This is a genomic window from Microbispora amethystogenes, assembly GCF_016863015.1.
Classification (GTDB): domain Bacteria; phylum Actinomycetota; class Actinomycetes; order Streptosporangiales; family Streptosporangiaceae; genus Microbispora; species Microbispora amethystogenes.
This window is the reverse complement of sequence record NZ_BOOB01000037.1, coordinates 139,725-164,986: the sequence shown is the minus strand read 5'-3', so window position 1 is coordinate 164,986 and position 25,262 is coordinate 139,725. Positions and strand designations below refer to the sequence as shown.

Genomic DNA, 25,262 nt, shown 5'->3' with positions numbered 1-25,262 from the left:
AATGACCTTTCTATCCTCTATCGAGCCTCCTGGGGTTGCTGGTGTGGATAGCGACAATTTGCCCACTCTTGCCGTGGGTTTCGCGATCCGCGCCGAGAGCCGCCTCCGTACGGAGCGGGCGGCGTCAGCGGCCGACGATCTCGGTAAGCGCGGCCAGCGCGGCGCCCCGGGCTCCGGCCATGTCGAGGTCCTCCACCAGCGTGACGGTCGCCACCTGCCGCTGCTCCTCCCGCAGCAGGGTGTGCTCGCGAACCTTCTCCAGGAACCACTCCCGGAAGTGCGGGGCCGCCTCGACCACCCCGCCGCCCAGGAAGTACGCGTCGGGGTCGGTGAAGTTGGCCGCGACGGTGAACAGCCTGCCGATGGCCATCGCCTGCTGTTCGAAGACCTTGAGCGCGAGCGCGTCGCCGTTCTCGGCGTAGCCGCGCAGCAGCCGGGCCGCCTTCGCGACGGGCTCGATCCCGGCGAGCTCGTGGCCGGGGAAGCGGGTCAGCCAGTAGGGCAGCAGGTTCTTCTCGATGCCGGTCAGCGAGGCGACGCTCTCGGCGTCCCCGGTGAAGCCGCAGTTGCACTCCGGCAGCGGCTGGTCCTCCTCCAGGAGGCCCTGCAGGGGGATGTGGACGTGCCCGAGCTCACCGGCCATCCCGGCCGCGCCCTTCACGACGTGCCCCGACTGGATCACGCCGCCGCCGAGACCCGTGCCGACGATCGCGGAGACCGACGAGTGCTGCCAGGCGTCCGCGCCGAAGCGTACGTGGTGGGAGTAGAGGGCCGCCGCGTTGCCGTCGTTGTTGTAGACGACCGGCAGCCCCAGCCGGGCCTCCAGGGCGGCGCGGAAGTCGAAGCCGAACCAGCCGGGGTCGACGAAGTTCGTCGCGCCCTTGGAGGAGATCACGCCGCGGGCGCTGGCCGGGCCGGGGGTGTCGAGGCCCACCGCGCGCACCGTGGACCGGGGCGTCCCGGTCAGCTCCAGCACGTTGCCGAGGGCGAGGAGGAGCTGCTCGACCGCGACCTCGGGGCCCTCCCGCACGAGGCTCGGGGTCTCGACCATGCGGTCCACGAGGAAACGGCCGGAGGCGTCGAGGACGGTCGCGTTGTTGCTTGTCCCGCCGTTGTCGAGCCCGACGACGACCCAGGACCCTGCATCTGCCATTTGGGGGATGTCCTTTGTTCGAGCGTGTCAGAGCGAAGACTACGAGAGCCGGCGCCCGGCGGGCAGTCGCTCGGCCGCGACCGGCCGGACGGCGCACAGGCGCAGGGTACGGCGGCCTTCGTCACATCACGGCATGGTGAAAGATTCAGTTCGGCCACCTCCCCGGCCCGGCCGCCTCCGGCCGCCGCCGCGCCCGTGAGCTGGGCCGTACGCCGTCGCCGGACGCGCGGCCCGGCGAGACCGCGGCGAGGGCGCGGCGGCGTCCGTTGACCTGCCGTGCGACCGGGAGAAAACATCTGCGTCCGGGGCCGCAGCGTCGCGACCCATGCGCCCGGCCACGCCGGCCGGCGCCGCTCCCGTCGCCCGCGTACGCGCGGCGTCCACCGCGGCCCGAGCGGCGGCGCCCGTCCTGCCGCCGCCTCCGGCCGGCCCGGTCCGAACCGGGCTGATCCCGCCGATCCGGGCGAGGCGGGCCGACGCGGGCCGCGCGAAGCGCCACACGACAGATGCGCAGGAAGCGAGGTACGCATGAAGCAGTTCCGTCCCGCACCCGGTGACCGGCGTGCGGGCATCCGGAGGGGTGCGCGCGCCGGTCGCGGCCTGCCGGGCTCCCCGGCGGGGCGCCTGGTCGCGGCCCTGGCCGCGCTGGTGGCCGGGCTCGTGGTCGTGCTGGTGCCCACCGTCGCCTCCGCGGCCCCCGTCTGCAAGGTGGACTACACGGTCAACCAGTGGCAGGGCGGCTTCACCGCCTCGGTGCGGCTCACCAACCTCGGCTCCGCGGTGAGCTCGTGGACGCTGCGCTGGACGGCGGGCACCAGCCAGCAGATCACCAACGGCTGGAACGCCCAGGTCAGCCAGTCGGGCACGACGGTGACCGCCGTCAACGCCTCCTACAACGGCTCGCTGGCCACGGGCGGCACGGCCGACTTCGGCTTCCAGGGCACCTGGTCGGGCAGCCTCACGCCGCCGTCCGACTACGTGCTGAACGGCGTGCCGTGCGGGGGCACGTCCTCGCCCTCTCCCTCGCCGTCCCCGTCTCCGTCGGCGTCGCCCTCACCGTCTCCGTCTCCGTCTCCGTCTCCGTCTCCGTCGCCGTCGGCCTCCCCATCCCCGTCTCCGTCTCCGTCCGCGTCTCCGTCGGCCTCCCCGTCCGCGTCGCCCTCGTCGACGCCGTCGACCGGCTGCTCGGGAAGCGGCCTGGTGGTCTGCTCGGGGTTCGAGGACCAGTCGGGCACGCCGTCGGGTGAGTGGCAGGTCAGCACGCCGAACTGCTCGGGCAGCGGCACCGCCACGATCGACACCTCCACCACGCACAGCGGTGGCAAGTCGCTCAAGGTCAACGGCGGCGGCAACTACTGCAACCACATCTTCGTCGGGACCACCAAGAACGTCTCGGCGATCGCGCCCGTGGTGTACGGCCGCATGTGGGTGCGGCACACGACCGCGCTCCCGGCCGGTCACGTCAGCATGATCACCATGGCGGACTCCCGGGACGGCGGCAAGGACCTGCGGATCGGCGGCCAGAACAACGCGCTCCAGTGGAACCGGGAGTCCGACGACGCCACGCTGCCCGAGCAGAGCCCGGCCGGCGTCGCGCTGAGCACTCCGCTGCCCACCAACCGCTGGGTCTGCCTGCGCTTCCAGATCGACACCACCCAGCAGGCGATGCGTACGTACCTGGACGACCAGGAGGTCGCCGGCCTCCGGGTGGACGGCACGCCCACCCAGAACGTGGACTCCCAGTGGCTGCGGCGCACCACCGCGCCGCGGCCCACGACGCTGCGCCTCGGCTGGGAGAGCTACGGCAGTGACTCGGACACGATCTGGTACGACGACGTGGCCCTCGGCTCCAGCCCCGTCGGCTGCTGAACGAATCCCTCGGTGACTCCTTTGGTGACGGACGGTGACCGAAAAGGGTAAGTAGCTGAGTGCCCGCCGTGGCGCGGGACGGCTGACGGTCCCGATCGTCCCGGCGTCCGGCCTCCTCCGGGAGGCCGGACGCCGCATCCGAGGGGAGAGGCACATGACCGACGTGCACCCGGTGCCCGAACTGATGAAGGAGGGCGACGTCATCGACCTCCTCGTCCACCAGCACGCCGTGATCAGGGACATGTTCGAGGAGGTGGAGCGGGCGGCGCCCGGCGAGCGACACGAGCCCTTCCGGCGGCTGGTGCGGATGCTGGCCGTGCACGAGACGGCGGAGGAGGAGATCGTCCACCCCTACACCCGGCTGCGGGTCGACGGGGGAGGAGAGATCGTCGCCGACCGGCTCAAGGAGGAGCACGAGGCCAAACGCATGCTGGCCATGCTGGACGACCTGGGCCCCGACCACTCGGAGTTCATGCCGGGCCTCAACCGGCTGCGTACGGCCGTGCTCGCGCACGCGCGGGCGGAGGAACGTTACGAGTTCACCCGGCTCCGCGCCGAGACGACGACGGCCGAGCGGCGTGCGATGGCCCTGGGCGTGCGGGCGGCGCTGGCGATGGCCCCCACGCGACCGCACCCGGGGGTGGAGTCGATGACGCGGAACCTGCTGTTCGGCCCGCCCGCGGCGATCGTCGACCGGGCCCGCGACCTGATCCGCCAGGCGCTGGGCCGGAAGGGCTGACCCCGGCCCGGCCCGGGCCCGGGCGCCGTGCGGGCCCGGGCCGGGCGCCCCGTCAGTGGGAGCGCAGGCTGTAGAGAGGGTGGCCGCCCTCGATCTCCAGGCGGTACTCCTCGCCCGACCTGGCGCGGTTGTCGTCGATGACGCGCTCGCTGGCCGGCTCGACGTCGTCGTGGATCTGCTCCTGCCAGCGCTGGAACCGTTCGTGAGCCTCCTGGACGTAGCCGGTGCCCAGCGTGGTGTGGTCGATCTGGGTGGAGATGAGCTCGCGCAGGTAACCCGTGTTCGGCTCGAAGGTGACCGGCGTCGGCAGCGTGGGGGCCAGCAGCTGCTCCGGGTCCCGGCCGTCGTGTTCCCGGAACAGGTCCGCGGCGATCCGCAGGTGTTCCAGCTCCATGTTCAGGTGCAGCTCCCAGATCGCCTTCACCTTCGGGTCCGACTCGGTCTCCATGAACGAGTGGTACAGATAGCACTCGTTGTACTCGTGGTTCAGCCACTGCTCCCACCACGTCTCCCGCGGGTCGAGCAGCGACTCGTAGTGGGTGACGTGCTCCTCCTCGATGAGCCCGATCTCCTGGTAGAGCTGCCGCGCGATCGGCTCCATGTAGGTCGGGCCCACGTTCATGTAGAAGTTCATCGTCTGCTGCTCGGCCGACATGATCGTCAGCGCGTGCAGCTTCGAGACCGGCTTGGCCTTCTCCCGGTCGTAGTGCTCCCGCACGTTGTCGACGGGGTGGCGGTGGTGCATCTTCGTCGGCCGGCCCGGCATGACCTCGGTCAGCTGGTCGACGATCTTCTCGGCCTTCCGGTGCTCGATCATCTCGTAGAGGTTGGCGTACCGGTAGAGGTGGTCGAAGTCCTCCAGCACGCCGAACTCGTAGGCCTTCCTGAGGTAGGGGTCGGGCTCCATCCGCGCCACCCACGCCGTCAGGTCCACCGCCACCTGCTCGTACGCGATCGTCGTCTCCAGCACGGAGGCGAGCCCCGGCAGCAGCCAGTTCACCGCCTTCTGCTGCTGCTGCTCGACGTAGCGCACCTCCGCGAGGCGCTGCCGGACGCCGAGATCGGGGCAGCGGCGGGCGAAGTGGTGGCTGAACATGATCGATTCGATCTCGATGCCGTTCATCGTGATGATCCGGCACCGCGTGTAGGGGTCGGCGTGGTCGGGGTCGATCGGCGTGACGTCCAGCTCACGCCAGTTCCGCACCTGCCGGTCCAGCGGGATTCCGCGCTCACGCAGTGGATTGAACGTCATCTCGGTGCTCCTCCCCACGATTCGCGCTGGGCGTACCCAGGCCATGGAATGCGACAAACGTCGCTATTTGGAGCTTTTGACCGAGATTGGCATCCGGTGGCGTGCGGGGATCAGCCGGAGGACGCCGTCGCGGAGTGCGGGTCGCCGACCTTCTTCGACTGCGGGGAGCCGCGCTCCCGCAGGAAGATCGCCAGCAGGACCATCGATGCGACGGCCAGGAACTCCGACTGCCAGTTCTGCAGGGTGCGGTTCCAGAACTCGGCCGACGTGACGTACCCGAGCCAGCCCACCGGGTCCTCCAGCCGGGCCAGTCGCTCCTCGTCGTACGCGGCGAGCCCGGCGACCGACTGGGCCAGCCAGGACAGCAGGAAGATCAGGCCCATCGCGATGCCGAGGGAGTGACTGAAGAGCGTCCGGCGCCAGCCGCCTGCCACCGCCCACGCGGGGGACCGTGAGCCGGCGAAGGGGCCGATCTTCTGTTCGGCGTCGGACTCCAGGCCCTCCTCGCCGCTCTCCTTCGACTCCGGCGAGCCGCGCTGGATCAGCCACACCGTGATGAGGATGTAGAGGAAGAACTGCAGATACTCCGACTGCCAGTTCTCGGCCACGTCCACGGCGAAGGTCGAGGAGGTGACGTACTGGAGCCACGTGACGGGAGCCCCGCCCTCCGCCACCTGGTCCTCGTTGTAGGCCGCCGTGCCCGCGACCGACTGCCCGGCCAGGCTGAGCAGGAACAGCAGCAGGAAGCACATCGCGAGGGCGTTGTCGCGGACCAGGCGCCTCACCCCGCTACCTCCCCGCCAGTCCGATGAAGATCACGTATCCGAGACCAAGCGCGATCATCGCCAGAAGCGCCCAATAGAGCGTGCGGGTGCCGTTCACGCCTCCACCTCGCATTCGTACGGCTCGCCCGGCCGGGGGGCGCAGCCCGCGGCCCGGATCCGCCAGCCTTCGGAGAACCGGTGCAGGAAGAGGGTGTCGCCGTCCAGCCGTACCCGTGCCTCGTCGCCCCAGACGTCGACCCCGCGTACGGCGGCGGGCCGCAGGCCGACGGACACGATCTGCTTCTCACAGTCGTCCAGGGACCGGGCGGCCTTCGGCGCCAGGAGCCGGCACGCCGGCCCTCCCTGGCCCTGGCCGGCGGCGGACAGGAACCGCTCGGCCGCCGAGACGACCGGGTCCTTCTCGGCGGACGCGCAGCTCGCGGCGATCAGGGCGAGGCAGACGACCGCCATTGCTCGTGCAGCCATGGATGGGGACTACCCTGGGGGCAGGTGTGAAACGAAGGCCGCGATCGGAACGGTCATATGGGATTTATCGCCTACAAAACGTAATATGAGCGAGTCCCGAAGGTCTTCCTGAGGGTCGTCACTCCAACGGAGGTGGGACCCTTGCACGATTTCCAGGTTTTGGTGACGCAGTCGCCGCCGTTCACGGTGGTCACGCTCAGCGGTGAGCTCGACGTGCTCACCGTGTCGAGGCTGCGGGATCAGGTGGCTCCTCTGCTGGCCCGGCCGGGCACGCGCATCCTGTTCGACCTCGCCAGGCTGCGCTTCATCGACAGCGCGGGCATTCGGGTGCTCATCGACGCCTGCGTGCGGACGCCTCCGGAGGGCGGCGACGGCGCCGTGTGCGGTCTCAGCGGGCACATGCGGCACCTGTTCGGCATGCTCGGTCTCACCGAGCGGTTCACCGCCTATCCGACCCTCGCCGACGCCCTGCACCGCCCCTTGGACATCAGGCGCCACGCCGCTCCGCTTCTCTGACCGGCGCCTTCACACCGCCGCGCGCCCGCGCCCGGCCGGCCGAGCCGCCGGGCAGGAGCGGACGGCGGGCGGGCCGCCGGGCATGGCTCTGGGGCGCGGCCCTCACACGATCGTCTGCCACCACCCGTCGACCGCCGGCGGGTCGTCGACGGCGACCCGCTCGCCCGGCCGCGGGACCACCAGCCGCACGTCGCGCTCCTTCGCCTCACGCCACAACTGGTCGATCGGTTCGCTCCACGCGTGCGGGGCGAGGGAGAAGGTGCCCCAGTGCACCGGCAACAGCACCCCGGCGCGCACGTCCAGGTGGGTGAGGATCGCTTCCTCGGGCGTCATGTGGATGTCCGGCCAGCCCCTGCTGTAGGCGCCGATCTGGACCACCGAGAGATCGAAGGGCCCGTGCGCCGCGCCGATCGCGGCGTACCCGTCGAAGTAGCCGGAGTCGCCGGTGTAGAAGACCTTCCTGCGCTTGCCCGCGATGACCCACGACGCCCAGAGCGTCTGGTCGCGGCGGAATGCGCGGCCCGAGAAATGGCGTCCGGCGGTCGCGACGAACCGGATGCCGGAGACCGTGGTCTCCTCGTCCCAGTCCAGCTCCACGATCCGCGACGCCGGCACCTTCCACCGCTCCAGGTGGGCGCCCACCCCCAGCGGCACGAGGAACGGAGCGGTCTGCGTCCGGGTCAGCAGGCGAACCGTGGCCATGTCGAGATGGTCGTAGTGGTCGTGCGAGATGACGATCGCGTCGAGCTCGGGCAGCTCGTACACCGGCACCGGCGGGGGATGCAGCCGGCGGGGCCCGGTGAACGACGCCGGTGAGCAGCGCTCGCTCCACACCGGGTCGAGCAGCACCCGCCGGCCCTCGATCTCGATCAGGGCCGATGAGTGGCCGTACCAGATCGCGTCGAGGTCGCCTCCGGCGGACGCGCCCGGAGTCATCAGCGGCACCGGCAGCCGGGGCTTGCGCGGGGCCTTGCCGAACAGCAGCTCACGGACGACCCGCCGGGACGTTCCGGGCGGGAGGATCGACGAGGGCGCCGTGTTGCGGAACGCGCCGTCGCGGAACTGCTTGGAGCGGCGCACCCGATTCGCCCGCTCGCCCGACGGCCGCGCCCCCAGTGCGGCGGGGACCTCCCGCAACGTCCATCCGACGGCCGCCAGGGCCGCCGCTCCCGCGAGCAGGCCCACACGACGGCCCCACGCACCGTTCTTCTGTCCACCGGTCTTCAACGGCAATCTCCTTGCTGGGTTCTGCCGATCAGACTAGGCAATGGCGGCGCCCGCGCGCGCACCGCGCCTCCCGGTCGTGTTTCGCCCCGCCCCGCTCACCGCGCGACCAGGGGAAGGGAGGAGGGTAGGACCGAGAGCGCGGGACCGGACACGCCGGACAGGACAGGCGAGTCCGGCGCGCAGGCGGAAGGAGCACTCGTGGCCGACGATGACAGCACCTCCACCCCGAGGTCCGCCCAGGGGTCCGCTCGGACACCCGACGAGGCGTCGGGCGCGATCTCCGGCCGGGCCTCCGCACCGGCTACGGAGCCGGCTTCCGCCCATGGTGACGGTTCCGGCGCCGTTCCCGGCGCGGGCCGTGGCCCCGTACGGGCCCCGCGCGGCGCCACGCTGAACACGCGCGGCTGGCCGCAGGAGGCGGCCCTGCGCATGCTGATGAACAACCTCGACCCCGAGGTCGCCGAGCATCCCGAGCGGCTCGTCGTCTACGGCGGCAGCGGCAGAGCCGCCCGTGACTGGCCCTCCTTCGACGCGATCGTGCGGGAGCTCACCACCCTGCGCGCCGACGAGACGCTGCTCGTGCAGTCGGGCCGGCCCGTCGGGGTGATGACCACCCACGAGTGGGCTCCCCGGGTGCTCATCGCCAACTCCAACCTGGTCGGCGACTGGGCGACGTGGCCCGAGTTCCGGCGGCTGGAACAGCTCGGGCTCACGATGTACGGCCAGATGACCGCCGGTTCGTGGATCTACATCGGCACCCAGGGGATCCTGCAGGGCACGTACGAGACGTTCGCCGCGGTCGCGGCCAAGAGGTTCGGCGGCAGCCTCGCGGGGACGATCACCCTGACCGCCGGGCTCGGCGGCATGGGCGGCGCGCAGCCGCTGGCCGTCACCATGAACGGCGGCGTGGCCGTCTGCGTCGACTGCGACCCGCGCGGCGTCGAGCGCCGGATCGCCCATGGCTACCTGGACGTGCGCGCCGACGACCTGGACGAGGCGCTGCGCCTGGCGTACGAGGCCAGGGACGCGCGGCGCCCGCTGTCGATCGGCGTGGTGGCCAACGCGGCCGAGGCCGTGCCCGCCCTGCTGGCGCGCGGCGCGGAGATCGACGTCGTCACCGACCAGACCAGCGCCCACGACCCCCTGGCGTACCTGCCGCTGGGCGTCGCGTTCGAGGACATGGCCGCGCTCGCGCGCAAGGACCCCGAGGGCTTCACCCGGCGGGCGCGGGAGTCGATGGCCCGGCACGTCGAGGCGATGGTCGGCTTCCAGGACGGTGGCGCGGAGGTGTTCGACTACGGCAACTCGATCAGGGGAGAGGCAAGCCTCGCCGGGTACGCGCGGGCGTTCGACTTCCCCGGGTTCGTGCCCGCCTATATCCGGCCGTTGTTCTGCGAGGGCAAGGGCCCGTTCCGGTGGGCGGCGCTGTCCGGAGACCCGGCCGACATCGCGGTGACCGACCGCGCGGTGCTCGACCTGTTCCCGGACAACGAACCACTGGCCCGGTGGATCAGGATGGCGGGGGAGCGGGTGCGCTACCAGGGCTTGCCCGCGCGCATCTGCTGGCTGGGGTACGGCGAGCGCGACCGCGCGGGGGAGCGGTTCAACGACCTCGTCGCCTCGGGGGAGGTCTCGGCTCCCCTCGTCATCGGCCGTGACCACCTCGACTGCGGGTCGGTCGCCTCGCCGTACCGCGAGACGGAGGGGATGCTGGACGGCTCCGACGCGATCGCCGACTGGCCGCTGCTGAACGCCATGGTCAACGTGGCCTCGGGCGCGTCCTGGGTGTCGATCCACCACGGCGGCGGGGTCGGCATCGGCCGTTCCATCCACGCCGGACAGGTGACCGTCGCCGACGGCACACCGCTGGCCGGGGAGAAGATCCGGCGGGTGCTGACCAACGACCCCGGCATGGGGGTGATCCGGCACGTGGACGCCGGGTACGACCGGGCCGCCGAGGTCGCGCGTGAACGCGGCGTACGGGTCCCGATGGCCGGGACGGAGCACCCCGATGCCCGCGCCTGACCCGCCCGGCGCCGGTGATCCCGGCTGGCGGGCCGAGGTCGCGGAGGAGGCCGAGGACGGGTTCCGCGCGATGTGGCGTGACCTGCTGCCCATCGGGTTGGACGCCGCGACCGGCGGCTACCGCCGGCACGGGTGGACGGCGGCCGACGCCGACTGCCGCGCCTGGTTCGCCGGGCAGGCCCGGGCGCGGGGGCTGGCGTACGAGATCGACCGAAACGGCAACCAGTGGGCCTGGCTGGGCGACCCGGCGTCGGGAGACGCCGTGGTCACCGGGTCGCACCTCGACTCGGTGCCCGACGGCGGCGCGTACGACGGCCCGCTCGGGGTGGTCGGGGCCTTCGCGGCGCTCGACGCCCTGCGGGCCCGCGGCATTCGTCCCCGGCGTCCGCTGGCGCTGGTGAACTTCACCGAGGAGGAGGGCGCCCGGTTCGGCCTGGCCTGCCTGGGATCGCGGCTGATGACCGGGGCCGTCGCACCGGAGGCGGCCCTGGCGCTGCGTGACGCGGACGGCGTCTGTCTCGCGGCGGCCATGGAGCGGGCCGGGCGCGATCCGGAGGCCGCGGGGCGTGACGACGAGCGCCTCGCCCGCGTCGGCGTGTTCGTGGAGCTGCACGTGGAGCAGGGCCGTCACCTCGCCGGCACCCCGCACCGGGTGGGCGTCGCCTCCGCCATCTGGCCGCATGGCCGCTGGCGCTTCGACTTCCGCGGCGAGGCCAACCACGCGGGGACCACCAGGATGGAGGACCGGCGTGATCCCATGCCGTCCTACGCGGCGGCCGTGCTCGCGGCCCGCGCCGAGGCCGAGCGTCTGGGAGCCCTGGCCACCTTCGGCCGGGTCCGGGTGGAGCCCAACGGAACCAACGCCATCCCCTCGCGGGTGACCGCCTGGCTCGACGGCCGGGCGGCCGACCCCGGTGTCCTGGACAGGCTCGTCGAGGAGACGACGCGGGCGGCGGCGGGGGCCGAGGTGACCCGGGAGTCCTACACCCCGGTCGTGACGTTCGACGCGTCGTTGCGAGAGCGTGCCGTACGCGTTCTCGGCGGCGCGCCCACGCTGCCCACGGGCGCGGGACACGACTCGGGCATCCTCTCGGCCGAGGTCCCGGCCGCCCTGCTGTTCGTCCGCAACCCCACCGGCGTCTCCCACTCGCCGCGGGAGCACGCGGAGGAGTCCGACTGCCTCGCCGGTGTCGCGGCCCTCGCCGCCGTGCTCACGGACCTGCTCACAACCCCGCCGACCCCGCCGATGTAACCGGCCGCGCCGGTCCCGCTGACCCGGCCGATTTCGCCGTCGCGCCGGCGTCTCCCGCGCCGGCCGCCGGAAGCCCAGCCGACGGCCCGAACCGCCGCCGACGCCCGCCCGCCTGGTGCCGGCCCCTCCACCTCTCCCACCACCGCGGGCGGCGGGCAGGAGGACGGAGGGAGCGGGCCACTCCCGCGACTGTCAGAGGCGGCGCGCGGGGAGGGGAGGACGGCGAGTGCGGAGGCGGGCAGCGGACATCAGGAGGCCGGACGGTACGGGGGCGGCCGCTCGTCGGCAGCGCGCCGCCCCGGGAAGAGCGGCGCGCTGCCCTGAGCGCGAACGGCGTTCGTCAGTAGGAGCGGCGCTCGTGCGCGGGAGACCCGTCGTCCGTGAGAGCGGCACTTGCCGGTGAAAGAGGCGCTCGTGGGCGGGAGTGCCGTCCGTCAGCGGGAGTGCCGCGCGGGAGCGGCGGTTGTCAGCGGGAGCGGCGGTCGCCGCCGGAGTCGCCGAGACCGGCCCGGCGAAGTGCCTCGGCCATGGATCCGCCGGCCGGCGCCCCGCCCGAACCCCGGCCGCCACCCTGGCCCGAGCCGCCCCGGCCGCCGCCACCCTGGCCGCCGCCGCCCTGGCCCTGGCGGGCCTGGCGGGCCTGGTTCTGCCCGCCCTGCCCACCGCCCTGCCCGCGCCGGCCGTTCGACCGGTCGTCGCGCGAGCCGTCGCGGGACTCGCCGCCGGGGCCGCCCCTGCGGCCGTTGCCGGCCGCCTCGTCGTCCAGACGCAGCGTCAGGGAGATGCGCTTGCGCTGGAGATCCACGTCGAGCACCTTGACCCGCACGATGTCGCCGGGCTTGACCACCTCGCGCGGGTCCTTCACGAACGAGGTGGACATGGCCGACACGTGGACGAGGCCGTCCTGGTGCACGCCGACGTCCACGAACGCCCCGAACGCGGCGACGTTGGTGACGACGCCCTCCAGGATCATCCCGGGAGACAGGTCGGACGGCTTCTCGACGCCCTCCTTGAACGTGGCGGTCTTGAACGCGGGCCGGGGGTCGCGGCCGGGCTTCTCCAGTTCCCTGAGGATGTCGGTGACGGTGGGCAGCCCGAAGGTGTCGTCGACGAAGTCCGACGGCTTCAGCGTGCGGAGCGCCGAGGTGTTGCCGATCAGCGAGCGCAGGTCGCTCTTCGAGAAGTCGAGGATGCGGCGCACCACGGGGTACGCCTCGGGGTGCACGCTGGAGGCGTCGAGCGGGTCGTCCCCGCCGGGGATGCGGAGGAAGCCCGCGCACTGCTCGAACGCCTTCGGGCCGAGCCGGGGCACCCCCTTCAACCCCGTCCGGGAGCGGAACGGGCCGTTGGCGTCCCGATGGGCGACGATGTTCTCCGCGAGCCCGGCGCCGATGCCGGAGACCCGGATCAGCAGGGGGGCGGAGGCGGTGTTGACGTCCACCCCCACCGCGTTCACGCAGTCTTCCACGACCGCGTCGAGCGAGCGGGACAGCTTCACCTCGGACACGTCGTGCTGGTACTGCCCGACGCCGATCGACTTGGGGTCGATCTTGACCAGTTCGGCCAGCGGGTCCTGCAGCCGCCGCGCGATCGAGACCGCGCCGCGCAGCGAGACGTCGAGACCGGGCAGTTCCTGCGAGGCGTAGGCCGAGGCGGAGTACACCGAGGCCCCGGCCTCCGAGACCACGATCTTGGTGAGCTGCGGCAGGTGCCTGACGAGCTCTCCGGCGAGCTTGTCGGTCTCCCGCGAGGCCGTGCCGTTGCCGATCGCGACCAGTTCCACGTTGTGCTCGGTGGCGAGCCGGGCGAGCACGGCGAGCGACTGGTCCCACTGCCGCCTGGGCTCGTGCGGGTAGATCGTCTCGGTCGCCACGACCTTGCCGGTGCCGTCGACCACCGCGACCTTCACGCCGGTGCGCAGCCCCGGGTCGAGGCCCATCGTGGCCCGGGCCCCGGCGGGGGCGGCCAGCAGCAGGTCGCGCAGGTTGGCCGCGAACACGCGCACGGCCTCCTCCTCGGCGGCCTGCCACAGGCGGGTGCGCAGGTCGATGCCGAGATGCACGAGGACCCGCGTCCGCCAGGCCCAGCGGACGGTGTCGAGCAACCACCTGTCGGCGGGGCGGCCCAGGTCGGCGACGCCGAACCGGCGCGCGATCCGCGCCTCGTAGTCGTTCGGCTCCTCGGCCTCCGGGTCGAGGGTGAGGGTGAGGACCTCCTCCTTCTCCCCACGGAACATCGCGAGGATCCGGTGCGAGGGCAGCCGCGTGAACGGCTCGGAGAAGTCGAAGTAGTCGGAGAACTTGGCTCCGACCTCCTGCTTGTCCTCCCGCACCTGGGAGACCAGCCGGCCCCGGCTCCACATGCGCTCGCGCAGGTCGCCGATCAGGTCGGCGTCCTCGGCGAAGCGCTCGACCAGGATCGCCCTGGCCCCCTCCAGCGCCGCGCCGGCGTCGGCCACGCCCTCGCGCACGTACGCCTCGGCGGTCGCCTGGGGGTCGAGCGAGGGATCGGCCAGCAGCGCGTCGGCCAGCGGCTCCAGCCCGAGCTCCCTGGCGATCTGGGCCTTGGTGCGGCGCTTGGGCTTGAAGGGCAGGTAGATGTCCTCCAGCCGGGCCTTCGAGTCGGCCTCCATGATCCGCGCTTCAAGGGCGTCGTCGAGCTTGCCCTGGGACCGGATCGACTCGAGGATGGCCGCGCGCCGCTCCTCCAGCTCACGGAGATAGCGCAGGCGCTCCTCCAGCGCGCGCAACTGGGCGTCGTCCAGCGCGCCTGTCGCCTCCTTGCGGTAGCGGGCGATGAACGGCACGGTGGCCCCGCCGTCGAGCAGGTCGACCGCCGAGGCCACCTGGCTCTCGCGCACACCGAGCTCTTCGGCGATCCGCCGCTGAATGGACGTCGTCACGATCCTGCTCCGCCTTCTTCCGGGTCGGCCCTCTGCGGGCTCATTCTGCCGGATCCGGCCGACACTCTCGGTCCGCCTGTGGACAAGCGGCCCACGACGGCCCGCGACGTCCTGTACGGCGCTCTCAGCGGGTCAGGTAGCCGGTGGGGAAGGTGGTCACGGTGCCGCACCCGCATCCGGGGCAGGTCGCCTCGGACCATGGAGGCTGGACCGCGACGCCCTCGCGGGTCCACACCGCGACGTCGCCACCCTCGCCGCCGTGCCCGTCATGCCCGTCGCCGTGCTCGTCGCCGTGCCCGCGGACCGTGCGGCGGACGACGTACTCCACCTCCCAGACCAGCAGGCAGCGCAGGCACCTGAACGGCCACGTCTCGCCGGAGCCGATCGTCTCCCGCACCGGAACCACCCCCCACTGCCTCCGTCTCCGAGTTTCGGCAGACGGCGAAACCACCGCAAGTGCCGGTGCGGACACGGGAAGTAATGTTTGCGCCGTGCGACCCGTGCGACCCGTGCGACCCCGTGCGACGCCGGGCCGGAGGCGGATCAGACCACTTCGAGCAGCTCGTCGACGACCCCGAGCGCCAGCGTCTTGTAGCCCACCGAGTCGAACAGGACCGTGATCCGGTCCTGCTCCCGGCTCATCACGATGCCGTGCCCCCACTCCGCGTGCCGGACGTTCGCGTGCATCGGGAACGGGCCGTCGCCGGCCGCCGGCGCGGCAGCCGTCCCGGACCGGCAGGTGTCGCAGTCGCCGCACGCCCGTTCGTACGGCTCGCCGAAGTACTCCAGCAGGAAACGGCGGCGGCATCCGGTCGTCTCGGCGTAGCCGCGCATCATCTCCAGCCGGGAGTCCTCCATCCGGTGCCTGAGGTCGTCGAGCTCCACCGCGCGGGCGGCGGCCTCGTCCGGCGGCGGGCCGCCGCGGGCGTACCGCAGCGCGCCGCCGTGGGCGACCTCGACCGCGCCGGCCCGCTCCAGCAGGTTGACCTGCGAGGTGAGCTTGGCCGCTCCCACGTCGAGCAGCTCGCGCAGCTCCGCGGCGTCCACCTCGCCGCCGTGCTCGCGCACCAGCGTCGCGACGCGCAGTATCAGGTCGCCGTCCGCCCGGCCGCCCGTGAAGAACTTGCGCAGCCCGAGGTCCTCGGGCCGGTAGAACAGCACGACGTCGGCCGGGTTGCCGTCCCGGCCCGCCCGGCCGATCTCCTGGTAGTAGGAGTCGATCGACTCGGGCGGCGCCGCGTGCAGCACGTAACGCACGTCGGGCTTGTCGATCCCCATCCCGAACGCCGACGTCGCCACGACGGTGTCCAGGTCGTCGTCCTGGAACCGCTCGTGGATGCTGCGGCGGTCGGTGGTCTTCATCCCCGCGTGGTAGGCCTCGGCCCGGCGGCCCCGCTCCTTCAGCAGATCGGCGTACTCCTCGGCCTGCCGTCGCGTCGCCACGTAGACCAGCCCGACCCCCTCCAGCCCGGCGGCGTGGTCGGCCAGGGCCGTGCGCTTGTCGTCCTCGCCGACGAACCGCCGCACCTCCAGGTGGAGATTCGGGCGGTCGAAACCCCGGACGATCTGCTGCGCCCCGGTCAGGCCCAGTGACTCGACGATCTCCTCGCGGACCGTGGGCGCGGCGGTGGCCGTCATCGCGATGACCGGAGGATGGCCCAGGCGCTCGATGACCTTGGCCAGGCGCAGGTACTCCGGCCGGAAGTCGTGCCCCCAGGAGGAGACGCAGTGCGCCTCGTCCACCGCGATCAGCGAGGGCCGGGCCGCGGCCAGGCGCTCGACCACCTCGGGCTTGGCGAGCTGCTCGGGCGACAGGAACACGTACTCGGCGTTCCCGGCGGTGACCTGGTCGAGGCCCGCCTCCACGGAGCCGGCCGAGTTGACCGCCACCGCGCCCGCCGCACCCGCCTTGAGCAGGCTCATGACCTGGTCGCGCTGCAGGGCGATGAGCGGCGAGACGACGATCGTCGGGCCGTCGAGCAGCAGGCCGGGCACCTGGTAGACGGCGGACTTGCCGCCGCCGGTCGGCATCACCAGCAGCACGTCCCGCCCGGCGAGCAGGTGCTCCATCGCCTCCTGCTGCCCCGGGCGCAGCTGCTCCCAGCCGAACGCCTCTCTCGCCGTGGCGCGCAGCCGCCTGCCCCTGCGCCCGAAACGGCGGCCGAACCGGCCGCCCGCCCACCCCCTGGACCAGCCGCCCGACCAGTCCCTCGACCAGCCGCCCGACGTCCCGCCGAGCCGGTCACCGGGCCTGCCGCCGGACAGGCCGCCGTACCGCTGCCTGACGCTCATGCCGCCGCTCCCTCGCCGATCGGGCTCCGTCGCCCGATCGGGCTGCCACTACCCGCCGGACATGGGTCGAACCCGGAGTACGCCGCCGCGGAGTGATCGGCCGTACGGAGCGGGGCCGGGAGCAGGCTGTACGGTCAGGGCATGCGACTCGGAGTCCTGGACGTCGGTTCCAACACGGTGCACCTGCTGGTCATGGACGCGCACCAGGGAGCAAGGCCCCTGCCCGCCTTCTCGCACAAGGAGGAGCTGCGCCTGGCCGAGCACCTCGTCGACGGCAACAGGCTCGGCGAGGAAGGGGCCGCGCGGCTGCGGGCCTTCGTGCGGGAGGCCGCCCGGATCGCGGAGGACAAGGGCGTGGAGGACCTCGTGGCCTTCGCCACCTCCGCGGTGCGCGACGCGGTGAACGGCGTCGACGTGCTGGCCCGCATCAAGGCCGAGTCCAGAGTGGACATCCAGGTGCTGTCGGGAGACGACGAGGCGCGGCTGACCTTCCTGGCCGTGCGCCGCTGGTTCGGCTGGTCCTCGGGACGGCTGCTGGTCACCGACATCGGGGGCGGCTCGCTGGAGATCGCCTCCGGCATCGACGAGGAGCCGGACGTCGCCGTGTCGCTCCCGCTCGGCGCGGGACGCCTCACCCGCGACTGGTTCACCAGCGACCCGCCCGGCCCCGAGGAGGTACGGGCGCTGCGGCGGCACGTCCGCACCGAGATCGCCCGGACCGTCGGAACGGTGACCAAGTACGGCAGGCCGGACCACGCGGTCGCGACGTCCAAGACGTTCCGCCAGCTCGCCAGGATCGCCGGGGCGGCCTCCTCCACCGAGGGGCCGTACGTCAGGCGGACGCTGACGCACGAGCACCTGGTGGAGTGGACGGCCCGGCTGGCCGGGATGCCGGCGGCCCGGCGTGCGGAGCTGCCCGGCGTGTCGGTGGGGCGGGCCGGGCAGCTGCTCGCCGGGGCGATCGTCGCGGACGCCGCGATGGACCTGTTCGAGCTGCCGGTCCTGGAGATCTGCCCGTGGGCGCTGCGGGAGGGAGTGATCCTGCGCAGGCTCGACAACCTGCCCATGGGGCGCTCCCGGGTGGCCGATCAGTAAGGTATGAGCGCCCGCCAAACGGGGCAAGGCACCAATACTCGGCAATTTTCCGCTCCTACCGCATGGCCGGTGATTGGACCGCCGGTCACTGGAGTGCCGTATCGGGGTCGACCTCTGGAGGAATCGGAATGGTGGAGCTGCTGGGAGCCGTGGTCTCCCTGGCGGCGGTGGCGGTGCTCGCGCTCGGGGCACTGGTGACGGTCGCGGTCGTGACCCTCGTCGCGCTGGCCGCGCTGGCGGCGAGCACCGGGCGCGAGTCCTACGGCCGGGTGCCGCCCGTCCCGGCCCGTGAGGGCTCGGGCGAGCCGGCACGCGGCGCGGTCTCGCGGGACGGCGCGGCGGACGGCGCCGCCAAGGGCACCGCGAACGGTGCCGCGAACAGTGCCGCACGTGGCGCTGCGAACGGTGCCGCACGTGGCGCTGCGAACGGTGCCGCACGTGGCGCTGCGAGCGGCGCCGTGCGTGGCGCGAAGGGCGGCGCGGCGGTGCGCGAGCACCGCGTCCGTGCGAGTGCCGCCGCCCGTGCCGCCTCGGTACGCGGTGCGTGACACCGCGCGCAGGGTACGACTCACCCCGGCGTCCCCGTCAGGCCCCGCCTGGCGGGGACGCCTCGTTTCCCGGGCCTTCCGTTTCGCGGGTCTTCCGGGGAGCTTCGCGCGGGTCTTCCGCGCGGGGGTTCCACGCGGCCTCCCGTCCGTTCAGCGGGTGTCGCCGCTCTGCCCGGACAGCTCCTTGACCAGCTTGGTGAGGTGGGCGACCTGGCTTTCCAGCCCGCGCACGCGTGCCTCCAGTTCGACCAGCGTGGGGGCCTGGAAGCCGTCGGCGATCTGCCTGCTCATATGTCCTCCCGAACGGCGCCGATAGGGGAACCGGCATTGGGGGTGCGGGCCGAGGGTTGTCGGGGACCTGCCTTTCTATTCCCGGAATACGTCGCTTGGCACCTCTTCTCGCGGGTGAAGATGGAGGAGTGAAGGTCGTCGTGCTGGCGGACACCCATGCCCCCCGGCGCTGGAAGGCGTGCCCGCCCGCCGTCGCCGGGCACCTGCGGAGGGCGGACCTGATCCTGCACGCCGGCGACGTCTGCACGGCGGAGGTGCTGGTGGAGCTGTCGGCCTACGCGCCGGTGCGCGCGGTGCTCGGCAACAACGACGGCCCGGACGTGGCGGCCTGGGGCGCCCCCGAGACACTCGAACTCGACCTCGGCGGGCTCCGGGTGGGAATGATCCACGACAGCGGCCAGACCACCGGGCGGACCGCCCGGATGCGGCGCCGCTTCCCCGGCGCCGATCTCGTCGTCTACGGCCACTCCCACATTCCGATGGACGTGACCGGTGACGGGGTGCGGGTCTTCAACCCCGGCTCGCCCACCGACCGCCGCCGCCAGCCGCACGGCACGATCGGCCTGCTCGACGTCGCCGGGGGCGAGCTTCGGCGGGCCGAGATCGTGCCCGTCACCTGACAGACCGGGCGGACCTGCCTAAGGGCCGTACGGCGGGGCATGGGGCCGGTATGAGAGAGAACAGACCACAGCCCGATCCGCGCTCGCGGTTCGAGGACGAGGGCATTCCAGACCTGCAGGAGGGCACACCCGAGCAGCAGTGGGCGTCCGACCCACAGGAGATGCCGCTGCCCGGCGACCGGCCGCTGGGCCTTGACGAGTACGGCACCACCCCGAACGAGATGCGCGAGGGGGAGTCGCTCGACCTCCGCCTGTCCCGCGAGGTCCCCGACACCGATGTGCGGTTCGGCACCGATGCCGATGCTGATACCGGTGCCGAGGGCGACGTGCTCGGCGAGGGCGGCGAGCGGCCGTACGACGAATATGAGGCGCTGACCGGGGACGAGGCCGGCGGGTACGGCTCGGAGGACCCCGACGGCTACGCCACCGTGAACCCGGCCCAGGCGGGCAGGTACGGCACCGGCGAGCCGGGCCGGGCCGGGCGGCTCGTCGACCCCGACGGCGGCATGGGCGTGGACACCGAGAAGGACATGATCGCCGAGGACGTGGGGCCTGACTTCGGCGGATACACCGCCGAGGAGCAGGCGATGCACCTGGAGGACGAGGGCCCCTGAACGGCCCGATGCGGCCATGAGCGGCCAAGGGGGAGGAGCTGTGGCCCCGGCGCGGAACCGGGACGCGCGGACGTGGGGCGCGTGGACGTGGGGCGCGTGGACGTGGGGCGCGCGGGGCCACCGTCTCGCGGGCCGCGCCCGGGATCAGGCCCGGGATCAGGCCTGGGGTCACACCCGGGGTCGTGGCCGGTGCGGGCGGCGTGCAGGACCCTGATTCGTTACGCTGCCCCGATGGCGGATGTTCAGGAGACGCGGCACCAGTGGCGGGTGCCCCGGGGGATCGTCGCGCTGAAGGCCGCCGGCGCCGTGCTGTGCGCGGCGCTGGCGATCACCGGCGACGGCTGGCTGCTCTTCCTCGCCGGCGTGGCCGCCCTGGGCTTCGCCGTGCTGGCCGGACGCGACCTGGTGGCACCCGTACGGCTCGCGGCGGGGGAGGACGGCCTCGTCGTCAGCGGGCTCGGCGGCAGGGAGCGGATCTCCTGGAACGACGTGGACCGCATCCGGGTCAACACCAACCGCAGGTACGGCCTGACCACCGAACTGCTGGAGATCGACGCGGGGGAGCAGATCCACCTCTTCAGCCGGTTCGACCTCGGCGAGCCCGTGGTCGCCGTGGCCGAGGCGCTCATGCGGCTGCGCCCCTGACCGGGTGACCGGCGGATCGGGGCCGCGGCGCCGGAAAGCCGGCAAAAGAGGTGCAAGCCGATGTCAAGCTCGGCGTCCTAGAGTCCGGTGCGTGTCACAAACCGCTCTCATCACTTTGATCCTGTCCGGCCTCGGGCTCGTCTTCGGCCTCATCGGCGGAGGAGTCATCGTCAACGCCCGGGAGTTCCGCCGCCGGGCGCACCGCGCCAGCGGCCTGGTCGTGCGGCTGCGGGCGAGCCGTTCCGACGACGGCACCGTCTACTACCCGACCATTCGCTTCGTCACCCTGTACGGCCAGCAGGTCGAGGCCGAGAGCAGCTACGGGAGCAACCCGCCGCCGGCCAGGCCCGGGCAGGAGGTGCCGGTGCTGTACGACCCGGCGAGGCCCACGCGGATCCGCATCGACAGCGTGGCGGGGAGTGGCACGCTGCTCGGCGGGATCTTCCTCGCGGTGGGGGTCGTCCTGTTCACCGTGGGAGCGGGCATCGCCCTCGCGCAGACGTTCTGAACCCGCCGGAGGCCGGGCCTCACGGTCGTGCCCCGCTCCTCGGGACCCAGGGGAAGTCATCCACCTGGGCCCCGAGCGAGGCGTCGGACTACGGCGCGGCGGGACCGGTCACCCGGTCATCCGTCACCCGACGGCGCAGGCCGCGCCGTTCAGTGTGAACGCCGCGGGGGTGGCGTTGGCACCGCTGTAGGTGCCCTGGAAGCCGAAGCTCGCCGTGCCGCCGTTCGCGCCGATCGTCCCGTTGTAGGAGGCGTTCGAGGCCGTGACCTGCTGGCCCGACTGGGTGACGACCGCGTTCCAGTAACCGGTGATCTTCTGGTTCCCCGCGTACGTCCACTGGAGCCGCCAGCCGTTCACGGCGCTGGACGACCTGTTGGTGATCGTGATGTCCGCGGTGTATCCGCCGCCCCAGTCGTTCGTCCGGTAGGTCACCAGGCATCCGCCGGCCGGCGGGCTGGCGCTCGGCGAGGACGACGGGCTGGGCGACGGCGACGGGCTCGGCGAGGGGCTGGGGGACGCGGGAGGGGACTGGGGCGGCGGCACCGTGTAGTCGAGCCCGTAGCCGTACTTGAACAGGGCGTCCTTGCCGTCCCCGTCGTTGATCGGCTCCTGGTCGGCGCTGCGCGGCCAGGTCATCGGCAGCCGTCCGCTGGGGGCGGAGTCGCCGAACAGCATGTCGGCCACGCCGCGTCCCTCGGTGCCCGGCAGCCAGGCCGCCACCAGGGCGTTCCACTGGTCGAGCTGGCCCGCGATGTCCAGCGGGCGGCCGGAGACGAGCACCACGACCAGCGGCACGCCCGACGCCTTGAGCCGCTGCAGCGTCGCGAGGTCGGTGGAGTCGAGGCCCATCGACCCCGTCCGGTCGCCCTGGCCCTCGGCGTACGGCGTCTCGCCGACGACGGCGACCGCCGCGCGGTAGGAGGAGTCGATGCCGCTGCCGTCGCGGTTGTAGGTGACCTGGGCGCCGGAGCCGACGAGGTCGCGGATGCCCTGCAGGATCGTGGTGCCGGTGGTGATGTTCCCGGACGAGCCCTGCCAGCTGATCGTCCAGCCGCCGCTCTGGTTGCCGATGTCGTCGGCGCTCTTGCCGGCCACGAAGATCTTGCCGCCGGTCTTCGCCAGCGGGAGCACGTTCCCCGCGTTCTTCAGCAGGACCAGCGACTTGCGCACGGCCTCGCGGGCCACGGCCCGGTGCGCGGCGCTGCCGACGGTGGAGGTGTAGGAGCGGTCGGTCAGCGGCTTCTCGAACAGCCCGAGCTCGAACTTCTTGGTCAGGATGCGCCGGTTAGCGTCGTCGATCCGGGAGGTCGGGATGCGGCCCGCCTGCACCTCCTGCTTCAGGAGCGAGATGAACTTCTTGTAGTCGTTCGGCACCATCACCATGTCGACTCCCGCGTTGATCGCGGTGGTGATCTCGTTCGCGGTGAACCCGGTCTGGCCGTCGAGCTGGTCGATGCCCGCCCAGTCGGTCACCACGAAGCCCTTGAAGCCCAGCTCGCCCTTCAGCACGTCGGTGATCAGGTACTTGTTGCCGTGCATCCGGGCGCCGTTCCAGCTGCTGTAGCTGACCATCACGCTGCCCACGCCGCGCTGTACGGCCGCCTTGAACGGCGCGAGGTGGATGGCCCGCAGGTCGGCCTCGCTCAGCTCGGTGTTCCCCTGGTCCCTGCCTCCCGTGGTGCCGCCGTCGCCCACGTAGTGCTTGGCGGTGGCGAGGATGGAGGCGTTCCCGGCCTTCTGGAAGCCGTCCACGATCGTGGTCATCTGCGTGACGAGCTGGGGGTCCTCGCTGAACGACTCGTACGTGCGGCCCCAGCGGTCGTTGCGGGCCACGCACAGGCAGGGGGCGAAGGTCCAGTCGATGCCGGTGCCGGAGACCTCCTCGGCGGTCGCCCGGCCGACCCGCTCCACCAGGTCGGGGTCGCGGGTCGCGCCCAGCCCGATGTTGTGCGGGAAGATCGTCGCGCCGACGACGTTGTTGTGCCCGTGCACGGCGTCGATCCCGTAGATCATCGGGATGGCGAGCGGGGTGGACAAGGCCTGCCGCTGGAAGTTGTCGTACATGTCGGCCCAGGACGACGGAGTGTTGGAGGAAGGCGCGGAGCCGCCGCCGGAGAGGATCGAGCCCAGCCGGTACGCCGCCACGTCGGAGACCGTCGTCAGGGCGCCCCGGTCGGCCTGGGTCATCTGGCCGGCCTTGTCGTCGAGGGACATCCGGGACAGCAGGTCGTCCACCCGGGTGGCCACGGGCAGGCTCGGATCCTTGTAGGGAGCGTCCGCCGCCCGTGCGACGCCGCGGCCGGCGGCGGGGACGACGCCCAGTGCCGCGGCGAGCAGCGTCACGAGCGCGATGATCCACGGGGGTCTCAGCCGGGATGTCATGGGTCCTCCCTCATATTCCTGCTGACCGTAGGAATCAAGGGATTTTCGGGTCAAACGACGCTACTTGCGGACACGCGTCACCAGCCGTACGTCAGGAAACTTTCACGCCCGCGGCCTGCTCACCGGCTGAATCCGGCCGGCTTCTCGGCGAACTCGGTCCGCGGCTCAGCGACGAGCGTGTACGGGTTTGGCCTGCGAGATCGCCACGCACACCGACACCGTCCGGTCTCCTCTTTGGCAGGAGGACCGAGTCCCTGATCACCGATCAGCGTACGGCGGAGCGGGGCGAACCGGCACCGGAAGTAAGGCCCATCCCGACGCCCTGGACAGGCATCTTTACAACCGCTCAGGAATTACCGCATGTATGGCCATACTTGGGCAAAGTGCCTAGGCTCGGACATTGCATCAGTAGCGACCTGTTAAGACCACCGAACGAACGGTCATGGTGGTGGCAGGACAGCAAGGGAAGAAATATGCAACTTTGGACACGACGCCTCGCTTGGGTGCCTGTGGCCGCGCTTGTCGCCGCCTCCGGAATGTCGGTCACGCCGGCGCTTGCTGAGTCGCAGGCCGGCACGACGCTGTCTCAGACGGTGTCGGCTACGCCGCACTGGACCAAGACCTACGCGTGGAACGTTACAAAGTCGGCTGACCCGACCAGCCTGGACCTGACGCCCGGTCAATCCGGCGACGTCACCTATACGGTGGGACTGACCAGGGACAATGGCACGGAAGCCGCATACATCGCGGGAGAGGTCTGTATCACCAACGGCGGCGCCGTGGCCACCGAGAGCCTGACCTCGATCATCAACGTCACGAAGCCGCCGAGCACCGCGGTCGTGGCCTCGAAGCCGCTCGACACCTCCGGCCATCCGGTCCTGGCGCCGGGCGAGTCCCGCTGCTACGGGTACGAAGTAGCAGTCCCGTCGCCGCCGGACACCGGCAAGGCGTACAAGGTGACGGCCGACACCTCGATCACCAACCACTCGGGACACCTGGGGACCCCCTTCGGCCCGAACACGTCCGACAGCTTCAGCTGGCCGTCGAGTATCACCCCCGTCCACGACAAGGTGTCGGTCGACGACAGCATGCAGGGGAACCTAGGAACGTTCTCCGGAAGCGCCGAGACGACCTACACGCGTACGTTCACCTGTGACGACGCCGGCGTACAGACGAACACGGCGACCCTGACCCACACCGACGACAACACGGCGGGACCCTCCGCGACCGCGACGGTGACGGTCAACTGCACTACTCCGCCGCCGGCGGGATGCACGCTCACCATCGGCTACTGGAAGAACCACACCCAGGCCATGGCGCCGAAGCTGCCGATCTGGCTCGGCACGCCGAGCGGGCAGTCCAGCCAGAAGGTGACCACCACGAACGAGGCCGTCGCCATCCTGAACTTCAACGGCGCGGCCAGCAACGGCATCAACAAGCTGCGAGGACAGTTGCTCGCCGCGAAGCTCGGCATCGCCGGCGGCGCGGACGGCTCCGCGGTGTCGGGCAGCATCGCCGACGCGGACGCCTTCCTCGCCACCCACGCTCCCAGCAGCTGGAACTCGCTGAGCAAGGCCGAGCGGAACGATGTCAACCTCCTGGCCACCACGCTCGACAACTACAACAACGGAATCATCGGCCCTGGACACTGCGACTAGACCTGAGCTCACACCCTAGAAGGACGGCCGGGGCGACCATGGGCGGCCGCCCCGGCCGCCGGCGTCCGGGACGAGCGGCTGGTCCGGCCGCAACCTGCGCCGCTGGCTGGTGCAGGTCATAGTGGCCGAGATCCTCGCCGAGCAGGAGGCGGCCCGGCTCGGCCTGCCGCCCCAGCCCTCCGAGTTCACCACCCCCGCCCAGCCCACCGGGCCCTCAGCGTCCCCGGCGTGTCCGGGTCGTCCGGTGCCGCCTCTGGTGGCGGAGGAGGCCGCCCGGGCGGCGCTCACCCTGGCGGGCGTGCTGCGGACCGGCGGGGTCGCGGCGGCGGGCCGCTGGAGGACGCCGTCTTCGCCGCCCGCGAGGGGGAGACGGCCGGGCCGGTAGCCGGCCCCGGCGGTCCCTGGACGCTGGTGGTCCAGCGGA

23 protein-coding genes are annotated in these 25,262 nt (G+C 72.1%); 13 read left to right on the top strand and 10 right to left on the bottom strand.

Annotated elements, in window-relative coordinates:
- Nucleotides 1-124: 124 nt before the first annotated feature.
- The gene (locus tag Mam01_RS23815) at nt 125-1,153 is read right to left on the bottom strand and encodes an ROK family protein (protein ID WP_150934285.1); all 1,029 of its coding nucleotides are present in this window, start codon (nt 1,151-1,153) and stop codon (nt 125-127) included.
- Between the two features lie 528 nt (nt 1,154-1,681).
- On the opposite strand from Mam01_RS23815, the gene Mam01_RS37400 reads away from it, so the two are divergent.
- Together Mam01_RS37400 and Mam01_RS23805 are read left to right on the top strand one after the other, a co-directional pair.
- Nucleotides 1,682-3,022, top strand: coding sequence for a cellulose-binding domain-containing protein (locus tag Mam01_RS37400; RefSeq protein WP_204287423.1), 1,341 nt, complete (start codon nt 1,682-1,684; stop codon nt 3,020-3,022).
- Between the two features lie 154 nt (nt 3,023-3,176).
- On the top strand, nt 3,177-3,761 hold the full coding sequence (locus tag Mam01_RS23805; protein WP_239101548.1) for a hemerythrin domain-containing protein: 585 nt from the start codon (nt 3,177-3,179) through the stop codon (nt 3,759-3,761).
- Nucleotides 3,762-3,813: 52 nt separating this feature from the next.
- Here Mam01_RS23805 and Mam01_RS23800 read toward each other — a convergent pair whose 3' ends face one another.
- From Mam01_RS23800 to Mam01_RS23790, 3 genes are all read right to left on the bottom strand, one after another.
- Nucleotides 3,814-5,013, bottom strand: coding sequence for a hypothetical protein (locus tag Mam01_RS23800; protein ID WP_204287422.1), 1,200 nt, complete (start codon nt 5,011-5,013; stop codon nt 3,814-3,816).
- A gap of 110 nt (nt 5,014-5,123) precedes the next feature.
- On the bottom strand, nt 5,124-5,798 hold the full coding sequence (locus Mam01_RS23795) for a DUF6766 family protein (RefSeq protein ID WP_204287421.1): 675 nt from the start codon (nt 5,796-5,798) through the stop codon (nt 5,124-5,126).
- A 93-nt stretch (nt 5,799-5,891) separates the two neighbouring features.
- Entirely contained in the window at nt 5,892-6,263 is a 372-nt protein-coding gene (locus tag Mam01_RS23790; protein WP_204287420.1) for a hypothetical protein, read from the bottom strand.
- 141 nt (nt 6,264-6,404) lie between these two features.
- Between Mam01_RS23790 and Mam01_RS23785 the strand changes: the two genes are divergently transcribed.
- The gene (locus Mam01_RS23785; RefSeq protein ID WP_204287419.1) at nt 6,405-6,779 is read left to right on the top strand and encodes an STAS domain-containing protein; all 375 of its coding nucleotides are present in this window, start codon (nt 6,405-6,407) and stop codon (nt 6,777-6,779) included.
- A gap of 102 nt (nt 6,780-6,881) precedes the next feature.
- Here Mam01_RS23785 and Mam01_RS23780 read toward each other — a convergent pair whose 3' ends face one another.
- On the bottom strand, nt 6,882-8,006 hold the full coding sequence (locus Mam01_RS23780; protein WP_204287418.1) for an MBL fold metallo-hydrolase: 1,125 nt from the start codon (nt 8,004-8,006) through the stop codon (nt 6,882-6,884).
- A 198-nt stretch (nt 8,007-8,204) separates the two neighbouring features.
- Here Mam01_RS23780 and hutU point away from each other — a divergent pair, with 198 nt between their 5' ends.
- Nucleotides 8,205-10,031, top strand: coding sequence for a urocanate hydratase (gene hutU, locus Mam01_RS23775; protein ID WP_275409069.1), 1,827 nt, complete (start codon nt 8,205-8,207; stop codon nt 10,029-10,031).
- 70 nt (nt 10,032-10,101) lie between these two features.
- Nucleotides 10,102-11,283 (top strand): allantoate amidohydrolase, encoded by a 1,182-nt coding sequence (locus Mam01_RS23770; protein WP_204287455.1) that lies wholly within the window; start codon nt 10,102-10,104, stop codon nt 11,281-11,283.
- A gap of 466 nt (nt 11,284-11,749) precedes the next feature.
- Here the strand turns inward: Mam01_RS23770 and Mam01_RS23765 are convergent, their stop codons facing one another.
- The 3 genes from Mam01_RS23765 to Mam01_RS23755 form a co-directional block, all read right to left on the bottom strand.
- Nucleotides 11,750-14,185 carry a Tex family protein gene (locus Mam01_RS23765; RefSeq protein WP_204287417.1) on the bottom strand — a complete coding sequence of 812 codons (2,436 nt, stop codon included), beginning with the start codon at nt 14,183-14,185 and terminating at the stop codon, nt 11,750-11,752.
- A gap of 124 nt (nt 14,186-14,309) precedes the next feature.
- Nucleotides 14,310-14,582: a hypothetical protein gene (locus Mam01_RS23760; protein ID WP_204287416.1), complete on the bottom strand. Its 273-nt coding sequence runs from the start codon at nt 14,580-14,582 to the stop codon at nt 14,310-14,312.
- A gap of 146 nt (nt 14,583-14,728) precedes the next feature.
- Nucleotides 14,729-16,477, bottom strand: a complete 1,749-nt coding sequence (locus Mam01_RS23755) for a RecQ family ATP-dependent DNA helicase (RefSeq protein WP_204287415.1) — start codon at nt 16,475-16,477, stop codon at nt 14,729-14,731.
- Nucleotides 16,478-16,618: 141 nt separating this feature from the next.
- Here Mam01_RS23755 and Mam01_RS23750 point away from each other — a divergent pair, with 141 nt between their 5' ends.
- Complete coding sequence (locus tag Mam01_RS23750; RefSeq protein ID WP_204287414.1) at nt 16,619-17,572, top strand: Ppx/GppA family phosphatase; 954 nt, start codon at nt 16,619-16,621, stop codon at nt 17,570-17,572.
- A gap of 128 nt (nt 17,573-17,700) precedes the next feature.
- Nucleotides 17,701-18,120, top strand: a complete 420-nt coding sequence (locus tag Mam01_RS23745) for a hypothetical protein (RefSeq protein ID WP_204287413.1) — start codon at nt 17,701-17,703, stop codon at nt 18,118-18,120.
- 150 nt (nt 18,121-18,270) lie between these two features.
- Here Mam01_RS23745 and Mam01_RS23740 read toward each other — a convergent pair whose 3' ends face one another.
- Nucleotides 18,271-18,411, bottom strand: a complete 141-nt coding sequence (locus Mam01_RS23740; RefSeq protein ID WP_204287412.1) for a hypothetical protein — start codon at nt 18,409-18,411, stop codon at nt 18,271-18,273.
- A 128-nt stretch (nt 18,412-18,539) separates the two neighbouring features.
- Between Mam01_RS23740 and Mam01_RS23735 the strand changes: the two genes are divergently transcribed.
- The 4 genes from Mam01_RS23735 to Mam01_RS23720 all read left to right on the top strand — a co-directional run bounded on the left by Mam01_RS23735 (nt 18,540) and on the right by Mam01_RS23720 (nt 20,798).
- Nucleotides 18,540-19,031 (top strand): metallophosphoesterase family protein, encoded by a 492-nt coding sequence (locus Mam01_RS23735; RefSeq protein ID WP_204287411.1) that lies wholly within the window; start codon nt 18,540-18,542, stop codon nt 19,029-19,031.
- Nucleotides 19,032-19,081: 50 nt separating this feature from the next.
- Nucleotides 19,082-19,645 carry a DUF5709 domain-containing protein gene (locus Mam01_RS23730; protein WP_204287410.1) on the top strand — a complete coding sequence of 188 codons (564 nt, stop codon included), beginning with the start codon at nt 19,082-19,084 and terminating at the stop codon, nt 19,643-19,645.
- A gap of 231 nt (nt 19,646-19,876) precedes the next feature.
- A complete protein-coding gene (locus tag Mam01_RS23725; RefSeq protein ID WP_204287409.1) occupies nt 19,877-20,290 on the top strand; it encodes a PH domain-containing protein in 414 nt (137 codons plus the stop codon).
- 91 nt (nt 20,291-20,381) lie between these two features.
- Nucleotides 20,382-20,798 carry a DUF3592 domain-containing protein gene (locus tag Mam01_RS23720; protein WP_191910145.1) on the top strand — a complete coding sequence of 139 codons (417 nt, stop codon included), beginning with the start codon at nt 20,382-20,384 and terminating at the stop codon, nt 20,796-20,798.
- A gap of 123 nt (nt 20,799-20,921) precedes the next feature.
- On the opposite strand, the gene Mam01_RS23715 is transcribed toward Mam01_RS23720, so the two are convergent.
- Complete coding sequence (locus Mam01_RS23715; RefSeq protein WP_275409068.1) at nt 20,922-23,180, bottom strand: glycoside hydrolase family 3 N-terminal domain-containing protein; 2,259 nt, start codon at nt 23,178-23,180, stop codon at nt 20,922-20,924.
- Between the two features lie 509 nt (nt 23,181-23,689).
- Here Mam01_RS23715 and Mam01_RS23710 point away from each other — a divergent pair.
- Together Mam01_RS23710 and Mam01_RS23705 are read left to right on the top strand one after the other, a co-directional pair.
- Complete coding sequence (locus Mam01_RS23710) at nt 23,690-24,838, top strand: hypothetical protein (RefSeq protein WP_204287408.1); 1,149 nt, start codon at nt 23,690-23,692, stop codon at nt 24,836-24,838.
- A gap of 109 nt (nt 24,839-24,947) precedes the next feature.
- Nucleotides 24,948-25,223 (top strand): hypothetical protein, encoded by a 276-nt coding sequence (locus tag Mam01_RS23705; RefSeq protein WP_204287407.1) that lies wholly within the window; start codon nt 24,948-24,950, stop codon nt 25,221-25,223.
- The last annotated feature ends 39 nt before the right edge of the window (nt 25,224-25,262 follow it).